Annotated in this window: 18 protein-coding genes and 1 pseudogene; 11 read left to right on the forward strand and 8 right to left on the reverse strand. The window is 71.6% G+C overall.

Features of this window, described 5'->3' with window-relative positions; genetic code table 11:
* Window positions 1-142: 142 nt before the first annotated feature.
* On the forward strand, window positions 143-1,906 hold the full coding sequence (locus OG406_RS01080; protein WP_329183297.1) for a putative Ig domain-containing protein: 1,764 nt from the start codon (window positions 143-145) through the stop codon (window positions 1,904-1,906).
* Between the two features lie 41 nt (window positions 1,907-1,947).
* Here OG406_RS01080 and OG406_RS01085 read toward each other — a convergent pair whose 3' ends face one another.
* Window positions 1,948-4,719: a helix-turn-helix transcriptional regulator gene (locus tag OG406_RS01085; RefSeq protein ID WP_329183298.1), complete on the reverse strand. Its 2,772-nt coding sequence runs from the start codon at window positions 4,717-4,719 to the stop codon at window positions 1,948-1,950.
* 404 nt (window positions 4,720-5,123) lie between these two features.
* Between OG406_RS01085 and OG406_RS01090 the strand changes: the two genes are divergently transcribed.
* Together OG406_RS01090 and OG406_RS01095 are read left to right on the forward strand one after the other, a co-directional pair.
* Window positions 5,124-5,606 (forward strand): hypothetical protein, encoded by a 483-nt coding sequence (locus tag OG406_RS01090; RefSeq protein WP_329183300.1) that lies wholly within the window; start codon window positions 5,124-5,126, stop codon window positions 5,604-5,606.
* A gap of 225 nt (window positions 5,607-5,831) precedes the next feature.
* Window positions 5,832-6,170, forward strand: a complete 339-nt coding sequence (locus OG406_RS01095) for a thioredoxin family protein (RefSeq protein ID WP_266619546.1) — start codon at window positions 5,832-5,834, stop codon at window positions 6,168-6,170.
* Between the two features lie 169 nt (window positions 6,171-6,339).
* Here OG406_RS01095 and OG406_RS01100 read toward each other — a convergent pair whose 3' ends face one another.
* Both OG406_RS01100 and OG406_RS01105 read right to left on the reverse strand, forming a co-directional pair.
* Window positions 6,340-7,533, reverse strand: coding sequence for a serpin family protein (locus OG406_RS01100; protein WP_329183304.1), 1,194 nt, complete (start codon window positions 7,531-7,533; stop codon window positions 6,340-6,342).
* Between the two features lie 156 nt (window positions 7,534-7,689).
* Window positions 7,690-8,544 carry an SCO6745 family protein gene (locus OG406_RS01105; protein WP_327407599.1) on the reverse strand — a complete coding sequence of 285 codons (855 nt, stop codon included), beginning with the start codon at window positions 8,542-8,544 and terminating at the stop codon, window positions 7,690-7,692.
* Window positions 8,545-8,980: 436 nt separating this feature from the next.
* Here OG406_RS01105 and OG406_RS01110 point away from each other — a divergent pair, with 436 nt between their 5' ends.
* The gene (locus OG406_RS01110) at window positions 8,981-11,179 is read left to right on the forward strand and encodes a LamG domain-containing protein (RefSeq protein ID WP_329183307.1); all 2,199 of its coding nucleotides are present in this window, start codon (window positions 8,981-8,983) and stop codon (window positions 11,177-11,179) included.
* 109 nt (window positions 11,180-11,288) lie between these two features.
* Here OG406_RS01110 and OG406_RS01115 read toward each other — a convergent pair whose 3' ends face one another.
* Both OG406_RS01115 and OG406_RS01120 read right to left on the reverse strand, forming a co-directional pair.
* Window positions 11,289-11,822 carry a 2'-5' RNA ligase family protein gene (locus OG406_RS01115; RefSeq protein ID WP_329183310.1) on the reverse strand — a complete coding sequence of 178 codons (534 nt, stop codon included), beginning with the start codon at window positions 11,820-11,822 and terminating at the stop codon, window positions 11,289-11,291.
* Between the two features lie 189 nt (window positions 11,823-12,011).
* Entirely contained in the window at window positions 12,012-12,788 is a 777-nt protein-coding gene (locus OG406_RS01120; RefSeq protein ID WP_329183312.1) for a transglutaminase, read from the reverse strand.
* A 312-nt stretch (window positions 12,789-13,100) separates the two neighbouring features.
* Here OG406_RS01120 and OG406_RS01125 point away from each other — a divergent pair, with 312 nt between their 5' ends.
* Both OG406_RS01125 and OG406_RS01130 read left to right on the forward strand, forming a co-directional pair.
* Entirely contained in the window at window positions 13,101-14,087 is a 987-nt protein-coding gene (locus OG406_RS01125) for a phosphotransferase family protein (protein ID WP_329183313.1), read from the forward strand.
* A gap of 1 nt (window position 14,088) precedes the next feature.
* Window positions 14,089-15,426: an MATE family efflux transporter gene (locus OG406_RS01130; RefSeq protein WP_329183315.1), complete on the forward strand. Its 1,338-nt coding sequence runs from the start codon at window positions 14,089-14,091 to the stop codon at window positions 15,424-15,426.
* A 71-nt stretch (window positions 15,427-15,497) separates the two neighbouring features.
* Here the strand turns inward: OG406_RS01130 and OG406_RS01135 are convergent.
* Both OG406_RS01135 and OG406_RS01140 read right to left on the reverse strand, forming a co-directional pair.
* Window positions 15,498-15,935, reverse strand: a pseudogene (locus OG406_RS01135) (DUF742 domain-containing protein); the annotation flags it as partial.
* Between the two features lie 430 nt (window positions 15,936-16,365).
* A complete protein-coding gene (locus OG406_RS01140; protein ID WP_329183317.1) occupies window positions 16,366-17,358 on the reverse strand; it encodes a LacI family DNA-binding transcriptional regulator in 993 nt (330 codons plus the stop codon).
* A 401-nt stretch (window positions 17,359-17,759) separates the two neighbouring features.
* Between OG406_RS01140 and OG406_RS01145 the strand changes: the two genes are divergently transcribed.
* Window positions 17,760-18,662, forward strand: a complete 903-nt coding sequence (locus OG406_RS01145) for a hypothetical protein (RefSeq protein ID WP_329183319.1) — start codon at window positions 17,760-17,762, stop codon at window positions 18,660-18,662.
* A 63-nt stretch (window positions 18,663-18,725) separates the two neighbouring features.
* On the opposite strand, the gene OG406_RS01150 is transcribed toward OG406_RS01145, so the two are convergent.
* Window positions 18,726-19,313 carry a TetR/AcrR family transcriptional regulator gene (locus OG406_RS01150; RefSeq protein ID WP_164375982.1) on the reverse strand — a complete coding sequence of 196 codons (588 nt, stop codon included), beginning with the start codon at window positions 19,311-19,313 and terminating at the stop codon, window positions 18,726-18,728.
* Between the two features lie 164 nt (window positions 19,314-19,477).
* Here OG406_RS01150 and OG406_RS01155 point away from each other — a divergent pair, with 164 nt between their 5' ends.
* From OG406_RS01155 to OG406_RS01170, 4 genes are read left to right on the forward strand one after another with little or no spacing between them, the layout of a single operon-like run.
* The gene (locus OG406_RS01155) at window positions 19,478-20,077 is read left to right on the forward strand and encodes a (2Fe-2S)-binding protein (RefSeq protein ID WP_164375981.1); all 600 of its coding nucleotides are present in this window, start codon (window positions 19,478-19,480) and stop codon (window positions 20,075-20,077) included.
* A complete protein-coding gene (locus tag OG406_RS01160) occupies window positions 20,074-21,066 on the forward strand; it encodes an FAD binding domain-containing protein (protein ID WP_164375980.1) in 993 nt (330 codons plus the stop codon). The genes OG406_RS01155 and OG406_RS01160 overlap by 4 nt, the downstream gene beginning before the upstream one ends.
* Entirely contained in the window at window positions 21,063-23,177 is a 2,115-nt protein-coding gene (locus OG406_RS01165; RefSeq protein ID WP_329183326.1) for a xanthine dehydrogenase family protein molybdopterin-binding subunit, read from the forward strand. The genes OG406_RS01160 and OG406_RS01165 overlap by 4 nt, the downstream gene beginning before the upstream one ends.
* Complete coding sequence (locus tag OG406_RS01170; protein ID WP_267049885.1) at window positions 23,170-24,282, forward strand: XdhC family protein; 1,113 nt, start codon at window positions 23,170-23,172, stop codon at window positions 24,280-24,282. Before OG406_RS01165 ends, OG406_RS01170 begins: the two co-directional genes overlap by 8 nt.
* The last annotated feature ends 49 nt before the right edge of the window (window positions 24,283-24,331 follow it).

Genomic DNA, 24,331 nt, shown 5'->3' on the forward strand with positions numbered 1-24,331 from the left:
GTGACGTGAGCTCGGCTCCCGGCTCCCGCCGCCCGCGCGTGGACAAGGGTTTTCCCCGATGCCGTACGTCTCGGGGCGGCGCCACCCTGATGGGCAGACCGGTCTTCCTCCGGCCTCTCCCCCGTGAAGGGCTCTCCCTGCCATGAACCGTGAAGTGCTCTCCCGTGCGCGGTGGACGCGTGCGCGCCGCCCCCTGCTCGCGGGTGCCGCCGCCACCCTCCTGCTCACCGCCGGCCCGGCCATCGCCTCCGCCGGTGCCGTCCAGAACGACGCGCCCTCGTCCTCAGCTCCCGCACCGCTCGTCACCGCAATGCAGAATGACATGCACCTGACCTCCACGGAGGCGCGGTCCCGGCTCGCGCACGAGAACGACGCCGTTCACGTGGCGACCGCCCTGAACGCCACTCTCGGGCACCGCGTGACCAGCATGTGGTTCGACGGGCGCAGCGGACGGCTCAATGCCGCGGTGACCACGGCCGCCGACGCCCGCGCCGTGACACGGGCAGGCGGTCAGGCCCACCACGTGCCCTACAGCCGAGCCGAATTGGACGCTGTCGCACGGACCGTGGCTTCCCGGGCTCACGGTGTCCCGGCCGTCGTGGGCTGGGGCATCGACGCCCGTACGAGTCGGGTGGAGGTGATCCTCGACCGCACGCGGCGTACTTCCGCCACCGAGCGCTTCGCCCGGCGTATCGGCGAACTCGGTGACGTGGTCCGTGTGACGACGATCGCCGACGCGCCGGTGCAGCAGCAGGGCGACGTGGTCGGCGGCGAGAAGTGGATACCGGGCAGCGAAAGCCCCTGCTCCGTCGGGTTCTCCGTCAACGCGGCGGGCGGCGCCAAGGGCTTTCTCACCGCCGGCCACTGCACCAATGACGTGAACCAGCCCGCCTACGGCAAGGACGGCAGCCGGCTCGGCACGTCCAACCAGGGTGGCACGCACAGCGTCAACGCGCGGGAGGGCGACTTCGGGCTGGTCTCCGTGGACCAGGCGGGCTGGAACGTCAGCCCCACCGTGTCCGGCTACGGAAGCGGTGACGTGACCGTCACCGGCTCCGCCGACGGACTGGTCGGACAGACGGTGTGCCGCTCCGGCCAGACCAGCGGCTGGCACTGCGGTGAGATCACCAAGGTCAACCAGACGGTCGACTACGGCACTGTCGTGATCGACGGACTCTCCTGGACCAACACGTGCTCGGCCGGCGGGGATTCGGGCGGGTCGTACGTCTCGGCGACCGGCGGCAAGGCCGTCGGCCTGCACTCCGGCGGTGGCAGCGTCATCTGCGGACAGAGCGGTGAGACCAACACCATCTTCCAGCCCGTCAACGAGGCGCTGCAGAAGTGGAGTCTGACGCTGGCCACCGGTGCCCCGCAGCCCGGAGCCGTGACCGTGACGGCCGTCGGCGCGCAGAGCAGCACCGTCGGACAGAAGATCACCCTGGCCAACAGCGCCCAGGGCGGAACGGCTCCCTACACCTGGAGCGCGACCGGGCTGCCCGCCGGGCTCACCGTCGACCGCACGTCGGGCACCGTCAGCGGCACGACCACCACCGCGGGCTCCGGCTCCGTCACGGTGACCGCGACCGACGCCGCCGGCAAATCCGGGTCGACCACCTTCACCTGGACGGTCGGCGACACCGGCGGCGGCACCCTCTCGCTCGCCAACCCCGGCGGGCAGACCGTCTACGTAGGGCGTTCCGTCACCCTGCCGCTCAAGGCGACCGGGGGCACCGGGGTCCGCACCTTCACGGCCACCGGCCTGCCCGCGGGGCTGACTCTCAACAGGACGACCGGGGTGATCTCCGGGACACCCACCACCTGGGGCCTGGCCAACAGCCGCGTCACCGTGACGGACTCCGCCGGCAAGAGCGCCTCGCTCTCCATCAGTTGGAGCGTCTTCAGCTGATGCCCGGGCGTGAGGGGGACCGTACGCCGGTACGGTCCCCCTCACGACGTGCGCAGGGCGGCCGCGAGCTGGTTCCGGGAACGGACGTCGAGTTTGCGGTAGACCCTGCTGAGTACGGCCTCGACGGTCTTGACCGACAGGAACAGCCGCTCGGCGGCTTCCTTGTTGGAGGCGCCCGCCACGACCACTTCCACCACCTTGCGTTCCGTGGCCGTCAGCGTCGCAGGCCCGCGACGTGACAGATCCCCGCCGTCGGTCGCACGTCTGAACGTGAGGGCCAGATCCAACCACGGGCGGGCCCCGGCCTCCTCGAACAGTGCCGTCGCCTCGTCCACGGCCCGGCGAGCCGCCGCGCCCCTGCGGCGCGCCCGCTCGACGCGTCCGCGCGTCAGCTGTGTGCGTCCCTGTTCCAGGCGCAGCCCCAGCTCCGCGAAGCGGCTCGTCGCCCGGTCCAGCAGATCGATCGCGTCGTGCCGACGGTCGGTCCGCGCCAGATGCACGGCCTCGGACCGGTCGAGGCCCGCGCCCCAACCGGCGCCCAGGGCCGTTCCGTCGGCCCCGCGGCGCAGCGACTCCAGGACCCGCTCGGCTTCCGTGTGCCGCCCGCTCAGAGTCAGGGCCTCGACGAGTTCGGGCTGCCAGCGCAGCATCGTCACGTCCCGGACCCGCTGGAGCCGTTCCAGCTCCGCCACCTGCCCCAGGAGTGTGGCGGCCTGCGCGGGACGGCCGGTCACCAGTTCCACGGTGCCCAGCGCCCACAGATTGCGGGAGGTGAACACCAGGTCCCCCGCCTCGCGTGAGACCAGCGCGCCCATCCGCGCGAAACGTGCCGCGTCCTCGAAGGACGACCCCGCCGCGGCGGTCAGCGCACAGGTGTACCAGGCCGGGCCGAGGGACAGTCCCGCACCCCTGCCGATGGCGAGGGCCCGCTCGCTCCACCGCGCGGCTCGGACGCACGCGCCCCTGCGGACATCCAACTCCGCGAGGCTCCGCAGCACTTCCTGCAGGTCGTCCGCCGAACCGGACACCTCGGCGAGCGGGAGCAGGGTCATCAACGCCGTTTCCGCCTGGTCGAGTCGGTCGTCGAACAGCGCGTGCCGGCAGGCGAGGTATCGCGGTGTGTCCCGCAACGCCAGTGCGGTGGCGGACTGCTCCGCGCCGAGCGCGCGGCGCAGTGTGCGCTGCGCCGCCGGGTGGGCGGTGATGCGCTCCATCCGGGCCTGCATCGTGAGGGCCGCGACCGCGATCTGGGGCTCGTGCGCGGCGGATGCCTCCCGGGCGGCCCTGCGCGCGGCCCGCCGGGCTTCTTCGGGCCGGCCTCCGAGGTTGTGGCGTATCGCGCTGCGCAGGTCGACCGCGGCGAGCAGTCCCATGTCGGCCCCCGCGAGCCGGCGGGCGCGCGGGAGCAGTTCGTCCATCTCCGTCAGCTCCTGCCCGCTGGCGTCGACGGCGGCCAGCAGTGCGCCGACCTGGGCCCGCCCCGCCCGAGCGGTGGCCAGTGCGTCGGCGGCGCGCCGGGCGAGGTCGGCGCGGCCCGCCGCGCCCGCGTCCCGCGCCGCCTCGGTCAGCCGGCGTACACGGGACGCGCGCCGGTCGTTCGGGGTGCGTTCTGCCGCGGCGAGGAGGATGTCGGCCGACAGGGCGCAGTCTCCCCCGGCTCTGGCCAGCGCGGCGGCCTCGTCGGCACCGGTCAGCACGTCGTCGCCGGGCCGGTCCTGGCCGAGCAGGCGGTGACGGGCGGCGTGGACGGGGTCCGGGGAGGTCGCGGCCAGGGCCCGGTGCGCGTCGCTGGTGAGCCGCTCCGACGTGCCGTCGCCGGCCTCGTAGCGAAGCGCCTCGGCGGTGAAGACGACGCGGTCGCCGGGCAGCAGTCCCAGGATTCCCTCCTGCACGGCCGACGCCACGTGCGCGTCGCTGGAGGATCCCCAGGTGCGGCGCACCTGGAGCCTGGTCGGTTCGTGCGCGAGCGCGACACGTGCCAGCGTGCCGCGCACGTCGTCGTCGACGGTGGTGAGCCATGCGGAGGCGGCCTCTCTCACGCGCGTCCCGGCGGCGTCGGAGTACCGGCCCGCTGTCACACGCCGTCCTTCGGCGGCATCCTCGGCCAGTGCCCGGACCAACAGGGGGTGGCCCCCGCTGAGGTGGTGGAGCGCGACCCCGGCCGCGGCCCGTACTCCCCGGCTTTCGAGGTGGGCGACCGTCTCTTCGAGGGTGAGCGGTTCCAGGGCGATCGTCGGCACGTGCTCGCCGGTCACCCGATGTCCGAGCGCGGGACGCGTGACCGTGCGGACCGCGACGACCACCCGCAGCCGATCGGGAGGGACAGACCCCACGACGTGGCGGAGCACCTCGGCGCTCGTTCCGTCCAGCCACTGCGCGTCGTCCACCATCAGCAGCCAGCCGGGGCTTGCCCCGCTCGCCGTCACCAGCGAGGCAAGGGCGAGCCGTACGGCGAGAACGTCCAGGGACGGCGCCTCCTCCCCCACGATCTGCCGCAGGAGCGTCCGCTGCTCGCGCGGCAGAACGTCGGCGGTGTTCTGCGGCAGTGCCGCGAGCATCTGGGCCAGTCCGCTCAGGGGACGCCCCTCGTCGCCCGGTCGTGGACACGCCCGTACGACGAGGGCGTCCCGCTCGACGGTTCGGCCCAGTTGGGCCAGCAGCGTGCTGCGTCCCGATCCCCACGCCCCCGTCACGACGACGCCCTGGTGATGCTCCAGTGCCTCCCGGGCGGCTCGCAGCCGCACGTCGGCCGCCGGCCAAAGGAGGGCGTGTACGCGCTCGCCACTGAGGGGAGTTGATCCGCTGACAGCCACGCGACGACGGTACGAACGACCGTCCAGGTGTTCAACCCCGCTTCACGGTCGACCGGGGGGGTGACAACACGGCGGGAAACAGGACCGGTTGAGTTCGGAGACCTGGCGACCGTCCAGCCTGGTTTCCGGTCGGCCCGGCGCCACCCAGCCTTCGACCGGACCGGAAGTGCGACCTCCTGGGGCCGCTCACCTCCGACACACGGGAGCAACTTCCGCAGACAGTCGCGACGAGACCTCAAACCTGCCGTCCGGCAATCAACTGCCTTGCACAGGAGCCGCGTTCATCCGACCGGCACGGTCAGGCAAAGCCTTTCGTGATCTCTTGATCCCCCTCGTCGTTCACCCGACACTGTGGTCCCTGCGCACCCGCATCGGCGCGTGCCACGGAGGGGGACCACGGGGACATGAACAGACCGACAACGAGCACCGTCGACGTCTCGGTACGTCACATCCTCAGCGACCGGACGACAGGCTTCCTCACGCGGACGCGCAGGATCACCTGGCGGGACAGCCTGCACCGGGTGCGCCGGCCCGCCTCCGGCAAGCAGAGCGTCGAACTGACCTGTCCCGTGTGTGACGCCTCCCTGCTGGCCGAGGTCCGTACGGAGGCCCGCACCCGCCGAACCAGCGCCGTCCTGCTGGTCCTGGCCGCCCTGAGCGTCGTCGTCTTCTTCGTGGCCTTCGTCTACGCCGTCCACGAAGGCGGCCGCACCCTGCCGGAGGGCCAGTCGCTCTCCGTCCTGTTCCCTGTCAGCATCCTGTCGATCTTCGTCACCTTCGCCGCCGCTCCGACCCTCTTCCTCAGAGGCCGCCACTACAACGGCGTCACCATGCTGGACGCCCCCAAGCCTCGTCGGATGCACGGCATCAAGCCCGTACGCGGGTGAGCAGGCGGCCGGGCGGTGCGCGGCACCGGTCGAGGCGCCGGCTGTCGGCGCGGCCGGGTCGCAGCACTGCCCGCAGGTGATGTCGCCGGCGCAGCACGAGAACCGCCGTCGGATCGTCCGACCTGACCGGTCGGACGGACCCGGCGGAAACGGTGAGCTTCGTGGACTGCGGCCGCGCGGGGGATGATGGGGAGGGAACGACGGAACGCGAGGTCAGGAGCTTGCATGGCGAAGCTGGTTCACCAACCCCGTGAGGACGCGGAGTTCGATTTCATCCTGGGGATGAGCAAGGTGCCGGTCCTCGCCTACTTCACCGGGACATGGCCCAAGGCGATCGAGCCCTGCCGGGCCATGGACCTTGTCATCGGTGGCATCGCCGACGAGTACTCGGGCCGCCTGACGGCCGTCCGCACCGACATCACGCGCTGTCCGTCCGCCACCGAGCGATACGGGGTCACCGGAGCCCCGTCCTACGTCCTGCTGAAGCAGGGCGAGGCGGTGGCACACGGCACGGGACCGATGACCAGCTCCGAGGTACGCGACTTCCTGGACCCCCACGTCTGAGCGGTCGCTCCCACCGCCGCAGGGCACCCGGCACACTGCCGCCCCGAGCAAGCCGCGTGCCTCGGCCGGCCACGCACCGCTCCCCGTGCACGTCCCGGCACCTGTAGCCACCGAGGTTCCGCGCCGTCGGCGTCGGGCACGTGGGCCCGCGGACACCTCCTGTCGATCTTCACCAGTCGCAGGACGACTCCTCGAAGATGTCCGGGTCGGTCACCCAGCCCGCGTTGAGGACGAGCCGGGAGGTGCGGTGCAGGGCGAGGAAACCGAAGGGGCGGTCGAAGCGGACGCTGATCTCGCGGGCCCGGTGGGGACGCAGCGTCGGGCCGGCGGCCACCGCTCCGAAGGCGGTGACGGCTGCGGAGCGGAAGCCGCGTGCGCCGAACGTCGCCGTCATCGCCTGCGCGGCCTGCCGGACGGCCAGGGGCTCGGCGCTGATGCCGGGGAAGTGGCCCTGCGAGGCGTCCGTCGCCGTGCGCAGGCCGAACAGGTCGGGGTGTTCGAGCAGGTCGTGATGGGCTTGGACGGTGAAGGCCACGGTCGACACGTCGAGCGCGGGTTCGCCGTCGACGCTGGGGACGCGGCTCACGGTCAGCCCGGGGCCCGGGGCGCCGTAGGGGAGCCTGTCGCCGGGGACCACGGCTCGGCGGTTGTGGAGGGTGGCGACGGCGCCGGGCAGTACCTGTCGGGCGGTGGCGTCCGAAGTTCCGAGGTAGAGGTGGACGTCCATGCCATGGGCGCCGATGACCTGGAGTTCGGTGAGGGGGCCGGCCGGTGTGTCCGCGACGCCCACCCGATTCAGGAGGCTGGTGCTACGGAACAGCCCGGCCGTCTCCCTGCCGTGCCACGGCCCGGTCCCGGCTTCCATCACGCCTGAGGTGAAGGGCCGGATCCAGTCGGTGCGGAGGGTCAGAGCGCTCGCCAGCACCAGCTGGGTCTCCTCGTCCACCGTGACCGGCATCGCGTCGATGCGGCCGTCCGTATACCTGGCCGCCCAGGCGTCGAGGTGCGCCTGGTCGCGGACGTGGTCCCCGGTGAGCTGCCCTTGAACGGCGGCGGGCAGCTTGTCCCGCCAGGCCGGTTCGAGGGGGAAGGTGTCGCGGGTCCACAGGCCCAGGGCCGTCCTCAGGCCCCGCGTCGAACCGAGGACGGAGAGCAGGTCCCGTGCGGCTGTGGCGGCGCCGTCGGCCGGGACGCCGAGTGCGTCCGAGAGTTCGTTCCTGGCGGGACCCGCGGCGCCGTCGGCGAGAAGACCGAGAAGCGGCCACACCCCCGCTGCGGCGACCGCCGTGCCGGCGTCCGGAAGCGTCGCAGCCCACCGGGCGGTCAGTCCGTTGACGGCTTCGACTGTGCCGTGGCCGATCATGCCCGTCCCCCTCGTCGTTTCAAGATCCCCGCGAGAGTAGGGCCGGAGGCTGCCGGTGGGCGAATCGAGGGCTCCATCGACATCGCCGCCGACGGCCGGGGCACGCATCCCGGAGGCGGACACCGGGCCGAGCGTCCGCCGTACCGTCTCACCTCGTCATTGCGACCCTGCCGCCACGAGCGTCGCCGTGATGGGTTCGAGCTCGGCGATCAGTTCGTCGAGCTCGGCCGGGGACAGGGCATCGAACGGCGGGGCGGCGAGCTCGTCGGTCAGTGCTTCGATGCGTCGCTTGGTCTCGCGGCCGGCGTCGGTGAACCGGCCTTCGGCGTCGACGAGTCCACGCTCACGCAAGCCGTCCATGACCGCGGCGAGCCGCTCCTTCGGCAGGTGGTGGATGCGCCCGAACGATTCCGGCGGGTGGATGCCGCTCGCCAGCGCGCTGAGTACGTGGGCCTCCGTGCCGCCGATGCGCATGCCGACGAGAGCGGCGATGTGCCCGTCGCCACGGTGCTCACGCAGCATGGTCGCCGAGTGCCACAGGCGGGCGACCGGGTCGCTCGGCACGGCGAGGGTGCGCATCCCGGCGTACATCACCCGGCCTTCCGTGGGCGCGTTCGTCGCGGCCTTGGTGGTCAGATCGGCGGCGCGCACCAGGCCCGGGGAATCGGCCGACTCCTCGCCGAGGATGCGCCGCAGCGAGGCCGCGCTGCCCCGCTCGCGGGCGGCGACGGACGCCTCGGGCGGGATCGTCTCCCACGCGCTCGGGATGTGCCGCGCGGCCTCCCCGTCGGCGAAGTTGTAGAAGGCCGCGTGCACGACCTGCGCCGGGACCCGCCCGAGCGGCGCCGCTCGGCTGGCGAAGTATCCGTCCCAGTACGTGCGATGACCGAGCGCGGCCAGTTCCTCGTTGCATTCGTCCGCGAAGAAGGTGACCAGGCAGATCGGCTCCAGGAGCTCGAACATGCGACGGGCGGTGCCGGTCACCGGAACACCCGGTTCACTGTCTGTCATCGTGCAACCTCCATGAAGTCGGTGGAGCCGATCCGACGGGCCGGCCGGCTCGGTCGAGACGTCCCGGCTCGCGTTCGTACGGGATCTTCGTGCCGTCCTGATGATGACCCGAGTCCGTCGGGAAACTCATCGGTCCCTGCGCGGTCCACCTCGGGGGGGGGGGGGGGAGGCCCACGGAGGGAGCCGTCGAAGGGATCCGGCCGGGGCGGCGGCGGGACGGCCGGTGCACGGACCGACGACCGCCTTTTGACGCGAATTGTTCAAGAGGACACGCCTGTTGCGCGACGGCGCGGTAGGGTCGCGCATTCGAACGGTGTCCGTTTTCGTGGGGCAGGCGTCCACGCGGGCCCGTCGAGCGCGACGGCGCGGCCGACCGCACGGTCGGGGCCGCGGCATCGTCGCGCCTCACTCTGGGGGGTTCATGCGCAGGGCAGTCATGGGAACGTCTCTCGCCGTCGCCGGCGGGCTCGTCGCGGCCGGCGTCGGCCTGTGGACCGGCGCCGACCGGGCGACGGCGACCTCCGCCCAAGTGCGGTTCACCGCGGACGCTCTGCCCACCTGGCAGACGAACGGCATCGTGTGGGCGCTCGCGCACTCCGGGTCGACCGTCTTCGCCGGCGGTACGTTCTCGCAGATCCGTCCGCCGCAGGGCGGCTCGGGGGCCGCGCGGAACGCGGTCAACTTCGCCGCGTTCGACGCCGCGACGGGCAACCCGACGAACTGCAACCTGTCGTTCACCATCGGCAGCGGCACCGCGACCGTGCGCGCGCTCGCCGTGTCACCGGACGGCAAGACGCTCTACGCGGGCGGCTATTTCAGTGCCGTCAACGGCACGTCGGCCGGGAGTCTCGCGGCCATCGACATCGCGAGCTGCACGCCGAAGACCTCGTTCCGTCCCCAGATGAACGCGACCGTGCGGGCGCTCGCCGTCACCGCCGACACGGTGTACGCGGGCGGCGACTTCACCCAGGCGGGCAGCGAGAGCCGCGGCAGGTTCGCCGCCGTCGACGCCTCCAGCGGATCGGTCCTGCCGTTCGACGTGAACGCTGACGCGCCGGGCCGCGCCGTCACCGTCGCACCCGACGGCAAGCACGTCGTACTGGGCGGCGACTTCTTCACGGTCAACGGGACAAGTACGCACGCCCTCGCCGTCGTCGACGCCGCCAGCGGCGCGGTCACCACCCCGTACCCGGGGTTCATAGCCGACAACTCCGTGGTGAAGTCCCTCGCGGCCGACCAGGACGGCGTCTACACCGGCAACGAGGGCACCGGCCACCACGCCTTCGACGGACGGATCGGTCTCGACCCGGCCACGTTCGCCCAGCGCTGGCGCGACACCTGCTACGGCGCCACCCAGTCGGTGCTGCCCTACCGCAGCGTCCTCTACAGCGCCTCGCACGCCCACGACTGCTCCGAGGTCGGTGAGTTCCCCGACGGGGCGCGGCATCACTTCCTCGCCCAGTCGACCGGCGGCACCAGCCACTACGGCTGGTTCCCGCAGACCAACGACGGCCTCGGCGAGCAGATCGGCCCCCGCGCGCTCACCGTCGCGACCTCGGGGAGCACCGACTACCTGTGGTCCGGTGGCGAGTTCACCACCGTCAACGACGCACCCGCGCAGGGACTGACCCGCTTCGCGTCGACCGGCGACAAGGGCGCCCCGTCCACGCCGGTGGTCACCGCCGAGAGCGTGAAGCCCTCGGAGATCGCGGTGCACGTCCGCTCCGCCTTCGACACGGACGACTCCCGTCTGACGTACCGGATCTACCGGGACGGCGGCACCACCCCGGTCGTCACCCTCACCGGTGACTCCACGTTCTGGTCGCGCCCGCAGCTGACCTGGACCGACAAGGGCGTCACCGCCGGAGCGAGCCACAGCTACCGGGTCACCGCCACCGACGCGGCGGGCAACACCAGCGCCCTTTCGGCCTCGGTGTCGGCCAGCGGCGTGGCGAAGGCGGACGCCTATGCCTCGGCGGTCCTCGGTGACGGCGCCCAGCTCTACTGGCGCTACTCGGACACCTATCCGGGACTCGCCGCGGACACCAGCTCCGCCAACAGCAACGGCGTCCACGTGGGCGGCCCCGCGCTGCGCCAGTCCCCCGGCGCGGTCCCCGGCTCCACTGCGCTCGGCCTCAACGGCACCAGCCAGTGGGTCTACAGCGACCGCCGCTTCGCGCAGCCGGCCACGTACAGCATGGAGACCTGGTTCAAGACCTCCACCACCACCGGTGGCCTCCTCACCGGCTTCGGCGACAACACCGCGAAGGCGAGCGCCGCGTACGACAAGCAGGTGTGGATGAACAACGCCGGCCGCGTCGTGTTCGGAGTGAACTCCGGCGGCTGGAAGACCCTGTCCAGCAGTGCCGCACTCAACAACGACGCTTGGCACCACATGGTCGCCACGCAGAGCCCGAACGGCATGGCCCTGTACATCGACGGCAAGCTCCAGGCGAGCAACACCGTCGCGGCGAGCCGCGCCTACAGCGGCTACTGGCACGCCGGATACGACAACCTGCGTGGCGTGCCCGGCGCGCCCACGTCGTACTGGTTCAAGGGGCAGCTCGACGAGACGGCCATCTATCCGACCGCACTCACCGCCGCGAAGGCGCTGAGCCACTACAACCTGCGGTGAACAGGCCGGTCTGGGCCCGCCCGGTGGTTCGCCGGGCGGGCCCAGTCGTGCGCCGCCGGGGGCGGGCGCCACGTCGCGCCGCGTGCGCCGGTCGTGGTCACCGGTTCGGTCAGGAACGTGGTTCGAGAATCTCCAGCGCGCCGGTTTCGGTGTCGTAGCTGCGCAAGGTGGTGAGCCGGACCGACAGCGGCGGAGCCGGCAGGAGGTCGGGAACCCGTGGTCCGGCGAAGGCACCGGGCCGCCGCGTCCGGCCGAGGGTGACGTGGGGGTTCCAGCGCCCCGGCTCGTGGAACGGGTTGAGGGTGGCGGGCGGGCTGTCCGAGGCGACCGCCTCCCACACCCGGCGGTGCAGTTCGGCCAGTGTCGGGTCGAGGTCCAGTGCCCAGGCGAGCACCGAGGTCGGCCGTTCGAAGCGGACCACGCCGGTGAACCGCACGGGCAGGGGCAGAGCGGCCGCCACCTCGGCGAGCTCCCAGCGAAGGGGCGCCGTCAACTCCGCACAGGCGGCCAAGGTGAGGTGCGGGCTGTTGGTGGGTGAGGGGTGGAGCGCCTGGCTGGGCAGCCCCGCGTCCGCCAGCCGCAGCCAGGCCTCCCGGACGGACCGGTCCGCCGCCTCGTCCAGCAGAACTTCCACGGTGCGCACCGTTGCAGCGTAGCGGCTCCGTGATCCACGACGGCTAACGAAGCATGTGCGAGCGGTGCACCGCCATGTCGTCCGGGACGGATGGCGTCGGGCGCGCCGGTCACGCCGGTCACGCCGGTCACGCCGGTCACGCCGGTCACGCCGGTCACGCCGGTCACGTCCAGGATCTCAACAAGACGTCCCTGGGGTTCAACCGAGCATGTGGTGGGGCACGGCAAGCTCGCCGGTCGAGAAGAGCCGGGCCAGATCGGCGGCGTCGCCCCGGGCACAGACAGCGGCGGTGACGTCGATCAGGTTGTCGTAGGCGGCCGGCATCCGGCCCTCGTGGACCTGTGCCATCCGGCCCCAGACGTCCTCGGGCAACATCTCCACCTGACAGAGCGCCGCGAGGTCTCGGACCGTGGTGCAGCTGATCTCGACCGGCCCCCAACTCCGCTCGGTCCCGGTGCCTTTGTGCGGCATCCGTGTGAGCAGTCCCGCGCGATACCGCTGCCACGCCTCGCCCCCGGACAGGAACTCCCCCGGTGCCGGCTCCCTCGCACTGCCTCCGTCACCGGGCAGCTGCGGAAGCGTCCGTATCCAGCGCTGTTCCGGACCGGCCCAATGCTCGGTGATCCACAGGTCCTCACCCGTCAGATGGCCACCACGGGCCACGAATCCGGCTCGCACCCGTGACGGATAGCCCCTCGCCCTCATCAGCGTGCAGGCGAGCACGGCCGCATGGCGGCTTGGTCCCACGACACGCGCGGCGGGCGGCCGAGGGCGGTGCAGGCGCTCCGGGTAGAGCTGTGCGAGAACGGCGATGAGACTTCGTGCGGGCCTGATGTTCCGCTCCTCGATCCTGTGCTCGGGGAGGCCAAGCGCCCGGGCTTCCTCCGGGCGCACGACCAAGGCCTGGGCGACGGCGCAGATTTCCACGGGTTCGGCCGGTAGTTCCTGCAGCACCCAGGCATGAGCGGCGTCCACCCCGGTCAGTGGACCAGGGTGGAGGTAATCGATTACGTGGGCCATGAGCCAACACCTTAGGCTTCGGCTGTGCGCCGGTACATGGGTACGAGGGGAGTGGCTGAAACCTGACCGACCGATTGGTATGTACTTGAGGAGCCCGCTGCGTCGCATCGGATGGCACCAGGCCCGGAGAGCCGAGGACATCGTTCGGTCATGTGGTGCCGACCCGGCCGCGCCGCCAAGGACCGGGCCGCGAGGAACGCCGCACGTGCGCGCCGATGCTGGGGCGTTGAGGCGCCGGCCGGACGGACGCTTTCGAAAGGGATGAGCGTGGAGAGCATCACGAAGAACAGGCAGTCGCCCGCGACGCTGAGGGCCATGGTCGAGCGCGCGTACGGCCCACGACAGGTCCCTGAAGGGGACGGGTGGGCAAGCGAGTTGGGGCATGGCTGGTTCAACGTCGCCTACCGGATCCGGCTGAGGGACGGTGCCGAGGTCGTGTTGAAGATCGCCCCGCCGCGAGGGGTGGAGGTCTTGACCTACGAGCGCGGCGCCATGTCGATCGAGCTGAACACGCTGGACATCATCCGCACGCGGACGTCGGTTCCGGTCCCGGCCGTCGACTTCCACGACCGGAGCCACGAGCTCTGTGACGCCGACTACTTCTTCATGCCGTACATCGACGCCGACAACCTGGGGGTGATCACTGAGCGGCTCCCCGTCGCCGAACGCGACGCGTACATGGAGCAGCTCGGTGCACTCAACCGGGAACTGAACTCCGTACGGGGCAAGGCCTTTGGCCCACTGACCGGCCCGGGTGATCCACTCTGGCGACGGGTGTTCACCGGCCTCTTCGAGGACATTCTGCGCGACGGCGAGCGCCGACGGATCGACCTGGGCTGGGACTACGACCTCATGCGGACGATCCTCGCGGAGCATGCGGAGAGCCTGGACGAGGTCACCGAACCGTGCCTGGTCGAATGGGACTTGTGGGACAGCAACGTCATGGTCCGCGACGGGCGGATCGTCGCCGTCATCGACCACGAGCGGGCCTTCTACGGCGATCCGCTGATCGAGGCCGGCTTCGCCGCCACCCAGATACCCGCGTTCGGCGATTCGGCCGCCTTCATGCGCGGCTACGGCCATCCTCCCCTGACGAGGACGGAGGAGGTCCGCCGTCGGCTCTACGGGCTTCACCTGCTGCTGACCATGGTGATCGAGACGTCGTACCGGGGTCACTCCGACACCAAGCAGTACGACTGGTCCCGCACTCAACTCGACGCTCTGCTGGCGTTGTTCGGGCACCGCCACGCATGAGATGGGCGAGATCCGCTCCCCGGACGCGGCCACCGCCCGGCTCGGCACCCGTCCGCTGGGCCCGCTGCTGTGGTCGTCCTGCCTCCAGACCACGGCTGCGACGGGTGTCTACGGCGTGTACGCCCTCACCAACGCCTGGTTCGTGAGCCAGGGGATGGGCGACAACGCGGTGGCCGCGGTCAACCTCGTCGCTCCGCTGCTGCTGCTTCTCGGCGCGGTGTCCACCACGGTCGGTGCCGGCGGCGCCTCTCTGGTCTCCCGTGCTCTGGGTGGGCGAGACCGGGGCGCCGCGGCCCGGGCGGCGGGCAACTCCTTCACCCTGTTCTGGATCACCGCCGCCACGACCACGGTGGTGGGCCTCGCCCTGCTCGACCCCTTGCTGACCCTGCTCGGCGCCGACGATGCCCTCCGCGACGACGCACGCCCTTACGCGGTGGTGCTGTTGTGCGGGGCCATCGTGTCCACGGGGTTCTCCAGCCTGGTCCGCGCCGAGGGCCGGATCGGGTTCTCGACCCTGCTGTGGCTCGTGCCGGTCGCCGTACAGATCAGCTTGGACCCGCTGCTGATCTTCGGGTTCGGTCTGGGGGTCCGCGGGGCCGCGCTGGGCACTGTTGGCGGTCAGGCCGTCTCGGCCGCCATGAGCCTGTGGTTCTTCTTCGGGCGGCACGAGCGGCCGTACCGCGTGCGGTTCGAGGACCTGCGGCCCCACGGTCCCACGCTCAGGACGCTGCTCAACGTCGGCATGCCCTCGTTCCTCGCCGGTATGGGAGTCACCCTGCTGGCCGCACTGGTCAACGCGACCCTGGCCGCCACGGGCCCCGCCACCGCGCTGGCGGCGTACGCCGTGTGCGCCCGTCTGCAGACCTTCACGATGATGCCGCACATCGGTATCAGCCAAGGCCTGCAGCCGATCGTCGGCTACAACGCGGGAAGAGGCCTGCGCGAACGCGTCCTGCGGGCACGCTCCCTCGCCCTGAGAGGCTCACTGCTGTACGGACTGGTGACGGCCGCGCTGCTCGCCCTCCTGGCAGAGCCCTTGGTCGGGCTGTTCCTCCACGACCCCGACACCACGGGCACCGCCACGCGGGCCCTGCGCATCCTCGCCCTCGGCCTGGCCGTCGCCGGCATCGCTCCCCTGGTCGCCGCCTTCTTCCAGGCCACGGGACGCCCCGCCCCCGCGTACGTGATCTCCATCGGCGCGGTCGTGGTGATCAAGATGCCTCTCACCGTCGCCCTGGCACGCTTCGGTACGACCGGGGTCTGGACGGCCCTTGCGGCGGGCGAACTCGTCACCGCCACCCTCGCGTTGCTGCTCCTGAAACGCCTGACCGCGCAGTGAGGCCGTCGCCACCCCGACGTCGTTCCGAGCCGGCGTCCTGCTCAAGCCGTACGCCGCTCCGAGGCAGCGGCCTACTCGAGCCGTCGCAATCCGCTGAGCACCTTTTCGAGCAGCGTCACGTGAGGTCTGCCCCCGTCGGCTTCGTCCCCCTGAGGCTGCTGCACGACCACGAGACTCGTCTCCGCGAGGTCCGCCACGAGGATGCGGGCGACACCGAGCGGGACGGCGAGGAGCGCCGATATCTCCGCGACCGACCGGACCTCCCGGCACAGGACGCAGATCCGGTACGCCTCCGGCGACAGCCCACGCGCCTGCGCCACGTCGACTGCGGTGCTCACCAGCGCCTCGATGGCGAGGTGATGGCTCGGCCGGGTACGGCCACCGGTCATCGCATAGGGCCGCACCAGCGCGGACGGCGTCCCGCGACGGCCCGCAGCGGCCTGCGCGGGGGTACCGTTCGATGGGCCCGATGGATGGCGGTATGTGCCGTACTGGTCTCCGCCTGGCGACATCACCGTTCAAGCTCCATTCGAGTAGCGCACCCGACCCTCGGGCTCCGGCCACGGGCCTGCACCGGTGGACGCTGCGCAAGTGTGCGGGCTTGACCCGCCTCGGCCATAAGCGGCGCGACGGAACACCTTCCGGCACGGCACACGCCGGGCGGGGGCGTCCAGGCGCATCGGTCACGCGCACGCCACCGGTGTCGTAATCGATTACGACACCGGTCACAGGAGGACTGTAAACGGTGACTGTCACGAACGGTGGGGCTTCAACCAGTTAGTGCCATGACAAGGAAATCGGCATATGCCATGACCTCAGGGCCCGGTCTTCTTACCGGAGTTGCCGGGGAGGCGGTCGCCCGCTCCGGTCCCGGCGTCATCGGTCCCCGGCACATCCCGCGGACCGGGGAAGCGGGGGACGCGTCGACATCGGACGCCGTCAGACGCTGGCCCGCGACACGAACCGAGCGGCGACGTGAACCGTGCGGGGCTCGGTCCTCCCCTCGATCTGCTCCAGCAGCAGGCGAGCCGCGGCGGCGCCGACCTCCCGGGCCGGGTATCGAATGGTGCTGAGCCGCGGCCGGACGAGGGCAGCGATATCGATGTCATCGTGCCCGAGCAGCGCAACGTCACCGGGAATGTCCAGACCGAGGCGCTCCGCCGCGTCCATCGCGCCGACGGCCGTGACGTCGTTGACACACATCACGGCTTCGGGACGCTGAGGCAGGCGCATCAACTGCTCGAAGCCGGCCGCTCCGGCCTCACGCGTGTGCTCCCCGTGAACGATATGCTCGGGCAACACCGACAAGCCCAGAGCCGCTCCGTGCCGGGCGATGCGATCGAGTCGTGGATCTCCTCCGGTGGCATCGCCGGGCCCTGCGAGAACCCCGACACTGCGGCGCCCGGAGGCTGCGATGTGGGTCATGGCGTCGACGACAGCTCCGTCCGAGTCGGGAGTCACCAGGTCGACGTCCCCGAAGGGCGTGTCCGCGCTCACCACGACGGGGATCCCGGCTCCACGCATCGCCTCGAAGGCGTCGGTGGCAAGCCGGAACGGCGTCATGACCACGCCGGCGAAGCGCTGATGGAGCGCCTCCTCGAGCAGCGCTTCCTCCTCGTCCCGCTGCGCTCCGGTATTGGAGACCACCACGTGATAGCCACAGCCGCGCAGTTCGTCCTGTATCGAGCGGGCGAGCAGCGCGTAGAAGGGGTTGGCCAGATCGGGCACCACGAGAGCGACCATCGTCGAACGGCCCGTTCGGAGACTGCGTGCGACGGGATTGAGGGTGAAGCCCAGACGCTCGATGGCCGACTCCACCGACTTGCGCGTCTCCTCCGTGACCGGACGTTTCCCGCTCAACACGTATGAGACGGTCGCCGACGACACTCCGGCCGCACGCGCCACGTCGTTCATGGTCACCCGTTGCGCCATGCGGAAACACCCCTTCACCATCGCTTCGATCCCGGCGGGCAGCTGTTCTCAGCGCAGCTTCCCACGTACACGTTCCGCGACCACGATCTCCTGCTTCAATGATCATGAGTGAGACCAACCGCGCCCGAGAAGGCCGGGCTTCGGGGCCACCCGCTGCCGCTGCGGTCTCGTGCCCCATCTTCACGCCGTCACCACGTCAGCATCGGCGCCGACCTGCGACGGTGTACGGACCCCACCGCGCGGGTGTCCCTCCGGGATCGACCCGATAGAGGATCGTGGTCCCGGGGGACTCCCGCGCATCGGCGCCCGGCAGGCCGCCGGCTGCCGTTTCCCCGGGCGAAGTTCTACTCATCGGAGGATGCCAGGTGCTGCTGTTCGCCAGTGCGAGGAAGGGTGCGGCCATGAGACGCACGAAGAGGACGACGGCGGCAACGCGGCTGGCGGTCCCCGCCGTCGCCACGCTCCTCGCGGGCGGCCTTCTCGCCGGCTGCGGAGGCACGGCGTCCTCCAGCGACGACGGATCCGGGCGGGTCCTGAGGAAGGACGACGACTCCACCCTCTTCGAGCGTGCCGACGGCATACGCGTCGAACTCCGCTACCGCCCCGGCCGCGGACTCACCGAGCGGCACCGCGGGGACGGCGACTGGTCGGCGGAGAGCTTCGTGCACCGTACGAGGACGAAGCCCTGTCGCGGGATCACGGTGCGGGCGCACGGCGAACTGATCGCCGCCATCGCCGACTTCGCCCCGTACTGCCGCGACGGCGATCCGCCGACCGAGAACCTCGCCGTGGTCGGCGGCGGCCACGATCTGACCGACTGGGCCGCCAAGGCCACCCAGGGCAGCGACGGTTGGGAGAAGATCGAGTTCGGGGACCGCCGGGTCGAGTTCGAAGAGAGCTGGACCTCGGGATCGAGCACCCTGACGTGGACGAGCGGCAAGGGGTTCGGCTCGAAACGCACGCGGTACGAACCGATCCGGGCGGCCTTCATCGGCACATGGAAGGCCGAGGACGGCTCACACCAGCTCGTTTTCGCCCAGGCCGGTGAAGAACAGCCCCTCCTCACCATCAGCACGCTCAGCGGCGCGCCCTGCACGGTAGAGGTGCCCGTCCGCCAGGTGGGCGACACATCCGTGGAGACAAGTGGCGAGCCCCGCGTCACGCACGGCAGCAAGCAGCGCTTCTGTCCCCCGAAGCCCTTCGAGACGGCGTACGAACTCCAGGAGGACGACGGCTCGCTCACTCTCGTCGACTTCACCAGCAGCCCCCGCAAGCACCTGATGAGCTACAAGCGGGCACGATGACCGGCTCACAGAGCCACGACTCCGCCGTGGAGCCGGCCACGTCGTTCACCTGTGAACCGCGCCCTACGTACTCCCCCGGCGGGGCGCGCCGGAACGCAATCCGGCCATGACCAGGTCCAGAAGGCGGGACGCTCTCGGTTGCCAGTCCGTGTGCGGGTCGATGAGCCACAGGCCCGCGATCGCGAGCATGAAGTCGTCCGTCGTGACGCCCGGGCGGATGGTGCCGGCCTCCTCGCAGGCGGTCAGCAGCCGGCCGACGGCCTCCGTGAGGGGGCCGTGGGCCAGGCTCTTCAACGTGCCGGCGGCCGTCGCCTCCCGCAACGCCCCCGCGAGCCCCGCCTTCGCCATCGCGTACCGCGCGAGCCGGTCCATCCACTCGCGCAGCGCCACCTCCGGTGGACCGGTCTCCAGGAGCTGGCCCGCGGCATCGCAGACCTGCTGCACCTCGTACCGGTACACCTCCAGGACCAGCGCCTCGCGGCTCGGAAAATTTCGATAGAACGTGCCCTGCCCGACGCAGGCCTTCTTCGCGATGAGGCTGAGAGGCGTTTGGGCCGATCGGGTCAGTTCTGCGAGGGCAACCTCAAGAATGCGCTCGCGATTGCGCTGTGCGTCGGAACGGAGCGGTGTCCGCTTCGGCGGGTTGCTCACGTGTCCTCCAACGGTCGTGGCGCGGATACCTCCTTGATGAGCGGACAGTAGTCCACTACGTTCGGGAGATGCCCAGCGGACAACTGTCCGCTTTTTCTGCTCGTCCCCTTCGTCCGACCAGCGCCGCTTCTCCTCGCACCCCGAGACGCGAAAGAAGGCACTCCATGTCCCCAGCCGGGACGACGCCCCACCTCTCCCCCACGTCCAGCACCGTCACCCTGCACATCAACGGTGACAAGCACACCCTGCCTGTCGACCACCGCACCACCCTTCTCGACGCGCTGCGCGAACGCCTCGACCTGACCGGCACCAAGAAGGGCTGCGACCAGGGGCAGTGCGGCGCCTGCACCGTCCTGGTCGACGGCCGCAGGACCGTCTCCTGTCTGCAGTTCGCCGTGGCCGCCGAGGGCCGCGAGATCACCACCGTCGAGGGCGTCGCCCAGGACGGCCGACTGCACCCGGTGCAGGAGGCTTTCGTCGAACTGGACGGCTACCAGTGCGGCTACTGCACCCCGGGCCAGATCTGCTCGGCGCTCGCCGTTCTGGAGGAGCACGCGGCGGGCTGGCCGTCCGCCGTCACCGACGACGTACGCCCCGAAGCCGGGCCACCCGCGCTGACGCCGGAGGAGATCCGCGAGCGGATGAGCGGCAATCTGTGCCGGTGCGGTGCGTACATGTCGATCGTGCGGGCCGTCGCCCGGGCGGCCGAGCTCACCACGGCCGGGACCACCGGGGCCGAGGACGCCAAGGAGAACCAGGTATGAGGGAATTCGGATATGAGCGCGCCCGTGACGTGCCGGGCGCCGTCGCGGTCCTCGGCGCGGATCCTGACGCCCGCTTCCTGGGGGGTGGCACCAACCTCGTGGACCTGATGAAGGCGGGCGTCGAGCGCCCCGCCCATCTGGTCGATGTACGTGGACTGCCCCTGGACCGCGTCGAGTCGACCCCCGACGGCGGCCTGCTGATCGGGGCCACGGTCAGCAACAGCGACCTCGCCGCCCACCCCGAGGTCCGCCGCCGCTACCCGGCTCTCACCCAGGCCGTCCTCGCGGGCGCCTCCGGGCAGTTGCGCAACATGGCGACGGTCGGCGGCAACCTCCTGCAGCGCACGCGCTGCGCGTACTTCACCGACGTGACCAAGCCGTGCAACAAGCGCACCCCGGGAAGCGGCTGTCCCGCCGCGACGGGCGAGCACCGCAACTCCGCGATCCTCGGCGCGAGCGAACACTGCGTGGCCGTGCATCCGTCCGACCTGGCCGTCGCCCTCACCGCGTTCGACGCCGTCGTGCACTACGAGACCATCGACGGCGAGGGAGAGTTGGCGTTCGCCGACTTCTATCTGCCGGTCGGTGACACCCCGCACCTGGAGACCGCGCTGCCCGCCGGCGCGCTGATCACCGGCATCACCCTGCCGCCCGCGGCGGTCGCCGCCCACTCCCGTTACCGGAAGGTCCGCGAACGCGCCTCCTACGCGTTCGCCATCGGCTCGGCCGCCGCCGCCCTCGACGTCGAGGACGGTGTCGTACGGGACGTGCGGCTCGCCCTCGGCGCGGTCGCCTCCCGGCCGTGGCGGGCCCGCGCCGCCGAGGCAGCGCTGATCGGCCGGCCCGCGTCCGGTGAGACGTTCGCGCTCGCCGCCGACGCCGAACTCTCCGCCGCCGAGCCGCTGCCCCAGGCCGCGTACAAGGTGCCCCTGCTGCGCAACCTGCTCGTCGCGCTGCTCACCGAACTCAACGAGGAGGCCGCCCGATGACGACCGTCGCAGGAACGGACGCGGTCGGCGTCGCCCACACCCGGATCGAGGGCCGCGACAAGGTCACCGGCGCGGCACGCTACGCGGCCGAGATCCCGTTCGCCGACCTCGTCCACGGCTGGCTGGTGCTGTCGACCGTGACGCGCGGCCGCGTCCGGACGATCGGCGACGAGGCCGTACTGGGCATGCCCGGAGTCCTCGCCGTGCTGCACCACGGCAACGCGCCCCGGGTGCGGGACGACGTCGTGGGCGCGCTAGGCCGCCCCGACCCGATCATCGAGGTGTTCCAGCACGACCGGGTGCCGCACGCGGGGTGGCCCGTCGCCCTCGTCGTGGCGGAGACCTCCGAGCAGGCCCGTGAGGCGGCCGACGCGCTCGTGGTCGAGTACGACCGGGAGCCGCACGACATCGCCTTCCGCGCGGACCACGACGGCGCCCGCCAGGTGCAGGACGACGAGGTCGTCAAGGGCGACCTGGAGGCTCAACTCGCCGCGTCCGAGGCCGTGGTGGACGCCACCTACACCACGCCCGAACAGCACCACAGCGCCATGGAACCGCATGCCGTGACCGTGTGCTGGGACGGCGGGCGTCTGGAGGTGTTCGACTCCAACCAGGGCTCCAAGTGGATCGCCGACGACCTCGCGCACCTCTTCTCGCTCGACCCGTCCGCCGTCCACGTCCGCTCCGAGCACGTGGGCGGCGCCTTCGGCTCCAAGGGGCTGCGCTCCCACCATGTCGCCGCCGTGATGGCCGCGACCGAGCTGCACCGGCCCGTGCGGATCTCCCTGACCAGGCGGCAGGTCTTCGCGATCACCGGATACCGCAGCCCCACCAGCCAGCGCGTGCGGCTCGGCGCCGACGCCGGGGGACGCCTGCGCGCCTTCGGCCACGACAATCTCAACCTCACCTCCACGCTGCGCGAGTTCGTCGAGGGCAGCGCCGGGTTCGGGCGCACGATGTACGCGAGCGACGCCCACCACAGCGTCAACCGGGTGCTGCCCCTGGACATGCCCACGCCCACCTGGATGCGGGCCCCCGGTGAGGCACCCGGCTCCTTCGCCGTCGAGTCGGCGCTCGACGAACTCGCCGAGAAGCTCGGCATCGACCCGATCGAGCTGCGGGTGCGCAACGAACCCGCCGTCGGCCCCGTCTCCGGCCTGCCGTTCAGCAGCCGCAACCTCCTCGGCTGCTTCGAGGAGGGCGCCCGCCGGTTCGGCTGGGCAGGGCGGGACCCGCGCCCCCGCGTGCGCCGCGAAGGCCGCTGGCTGATCGGCACCGGCGTGGCCGCCGCGTCCTTCCAGGCCGGCGCGGCACCCACCACGGCCTCCGCCACGGCCGAGACCGACGGCACCTTCACCGTGAAGGTCACCGCGGCCGACGTCGGCACCGGTGCCCGCACCGCCCTCACCCTGATCGCCGCCGAGGCCCTGGAGGTCGCGCCGGACCGGGTCCGGGTGCGAATCGCCGACAGCGACTTCGGGCACGCCTGGGTCGCCGGCGGCTCGATGGGCACGCGCTCCTGGGGCTGGGCGGTGAGCGTCGCCGCCCGCCAACTGCGTGAACGGCTTGCGCTGTTCGGATCCGACCTGCCCAAGGACGGCGTCACCGCCACCGCTGACACCGCCGATCTCATCGCGGCCCTCGCGCAGAAGGAACGGCACGCGTTCGGCGCACAGTTCGCCGAGGCGGCCGTCGACGTCACCACGGGCGAGGTACGGGTCCGGCGCATGCTGGGCGTCTTCGCGGCCGGCCGGATCATCAACCCCCTCACCGCACGCAGTCAGCTGGTGGGCGGCATGACGTGGGGCCTGTCCATGGCCCTGCACGAGGAGGCGGTGCGCGACGACGCGTTCGGCGAGCACATCGGCGCCGACTTCGCGGGCTACCACTTCGCGGCCAACGCCGACGTCGCCGAGATCGAGGCCGACTGGATCGACGATCCCGACCCCGACGACCCCGTCGGCATCAAGGGCATCGGCGAGATCGGCATCGTGGGCGCCGCCGCCGCGATCGCGAGCGCGGTGTGGCACGCCACCGGCGTCCGTCACCGGGAGCTGCCGATCCGCCCCGACCGCGTCCTGCTCGCCGAAGCGGCCCGCACCGATGCTTGACCTCGCCGCGGAGCTGGCTCCCTGGGTCGCACAGGGGCGCGCGTTCGCCGTCGCGACCGTCGTCTCGGTGAGCGGCAGCGCGCCCCGCCCGGTCGGCGCGGCGCTCGCCGTCGACGCCGCGGGCGAGGTCATCGGCTCGGTGTCCGGCGGCTGCGTCGAGGGCGCGGTGTACGAGCTGTGCGTGAGCGCCCTCGCGGACGGGATTCCGGCACGGGAACGGTTCGGGTACAGCGACGACGACGCGTTCGCCGTGGGGCTGACCTGCGGCGGTGCGGTCGAGGTGCACGTCGTGCCGGTCCGGGTCGGCACGCCTGCCCGTACGACGCTGGAGACCGCGCTGGACCTCACAGCGCGCGGCGAGGCGGTGGCCCTGGCGCGTGTCCTCGACGCGGGCCCCGGGCTGCTCCTCGTCCGGCCGGACGGCACGTACGAGGGCGACCTCGGCACGGCCGACGACGCCGGGCTCGCCGCGCAGGCCCACGCGCTGCTCGACGTCGGGCGCACCGAGGTGTGCGCGGTACCGGAGAGCGCGGCGGACTGCGGCGCCGACATCACCCTGTTCGTGGAGTCGAGCGTGCCGCCCGCCCGGATGATCGTGTTCGGTGCGGTCGACTTCGCGGGAGCCCTCGTGCGGGTCGGCAAACTGCTCGGCTACCACGTGACGTTGTGCGACGCGCGGAGCGTCTTCGCGACCCGGGCCCGGTTCCCGGAGGCGGACGAGGTCGTCGTCGAGTGGCCCGACCGCTATCTCCGGACCACCCGCACGGACGCCCGCACGGTCCTGTGCGTCCTGACCCACGACGCCAAGTTCGACGTACCACTTCTGGAGGTCGCTCTGCGCCGGCCGGCCGCGTACGTCGGGGCGATGGGTTCGCGACGTACGCACGAGGACCGCGTTCGTCTCCTTCGGGAGGCGGGGGTGAGCGCGGCCGAGCTGGAGCGGCTGCGGTCCCCCATCGGCCTGGACCTCGGCGGGCGCACGCCGGAGGAGACGGCCGTGTCGATCGGGGCGGAGATCGTGGCGGTGCGGCGAGCGGGAAGCGGGGTGCCGCTGCGGGAACTGGACGGGGCGATCCACCGTCCGGCTTCGCCTCCCCATCGCTGAAGGCCTCTCGCCTTGGCCGGAACGCTGGGGATCGCGGCTTCAGCCGGCC

It is taken from the genome of Streptomyces sp. NBC_01428, assembly GCF_036231965.1.
Classification (GTDB): Bacteria; Actinomycetota; Actinomycetes; order Streptomycetales; family Streptomycetaceae; genus Streptomyces.

Coding starts and splice junctions, on each gene's coding strand:
- OG406_RS01090 (WP_329183300.1), top strand. CDS start 5,124: ATGAACAGACCGACAACGAGCACCGTCGACGTCTCGGTACGTCACATC.
- OG406_RS01110 (WP_329183307.1), top strand. CDS start 8,981: ATGGGAACGTCTCTCGCCGTCGCCGGCGGGCTCGTCGCGGCCGGCGTC.
- OG406_RS01165 (WP_329183326.1), top strand. CDS start 21,063: ATGACGACCGTCGCAGGAACGGACGCGGTCGGCGTCGCCCACACCCGG.
- OG406_RS01170 (WP_267049885.1), top strand. CDS start 23,170: ATGCTTGACCTCGCCGCGGAGCTGGCTCCCTGGGTCGCACAGGGGCGC.
- OG406_RS01160 (WP_164375980.1), top strand. CDS start 20,074: ATGAGGGAATTCGGATATGAGCGCGCCCGTGACGTGCCGGGCGCCGTC.
- OG406_RS01140 (WP_329183317.1), bottom strand. CDS start 17,358: ATGGCGCAACGGGTGACCATGAACGACGTGGCGCGTGCGGCCGGAGTG.
- OG406_RS01130 (WP_329183315.1), top strand. CDS start 14,089: ATGGGCGAGATCCGCTCCCCGGACGCGGCCACCGCCCGGCTCGGCACC.
- OG406_RS01080 (WP_329183297.1), top strand. CDS start 143: ATGAACCGTGAAGTGCTCTCCCGTGCGCGGTGGACGCGTGCGCGCCGC.
- OG406_RS01145 (WP_329183319.1), top strand. CDS start 17,760: ATGAGACGCACGAAGAGGACGACGGCGGCAACGCGGCTGGCGGTCCCC.
- OG406_RS01100 (WP_329183304.1), bottom strand. CDS start 7,533: ATGATCGGCCACGGCACAGTCGAAGCCGTCAACGGACTGACCGCCCGG.
- OG406_RS01105 (WP_327407599.1), bottom strand. CDS start 8,544: ATGACAGACAGTGAACCGGGTGTTCCGGTGACCGGCACCGCCCGTCGC.
- OG406_RS01155 (WP_164375981.1), top strand. CDS start 19,478: ATGTCCCCAGCCGGGACGACGCCCCACCTCTCCCCCACGTCCAGCACC.
- OG406_RS01095 (WP_266619546.1), top strand. CDS start 5,832: ATGGCGAAGCTGGTTCACCAACCCCGTGAGGACGCGGAGTTCGATTTC.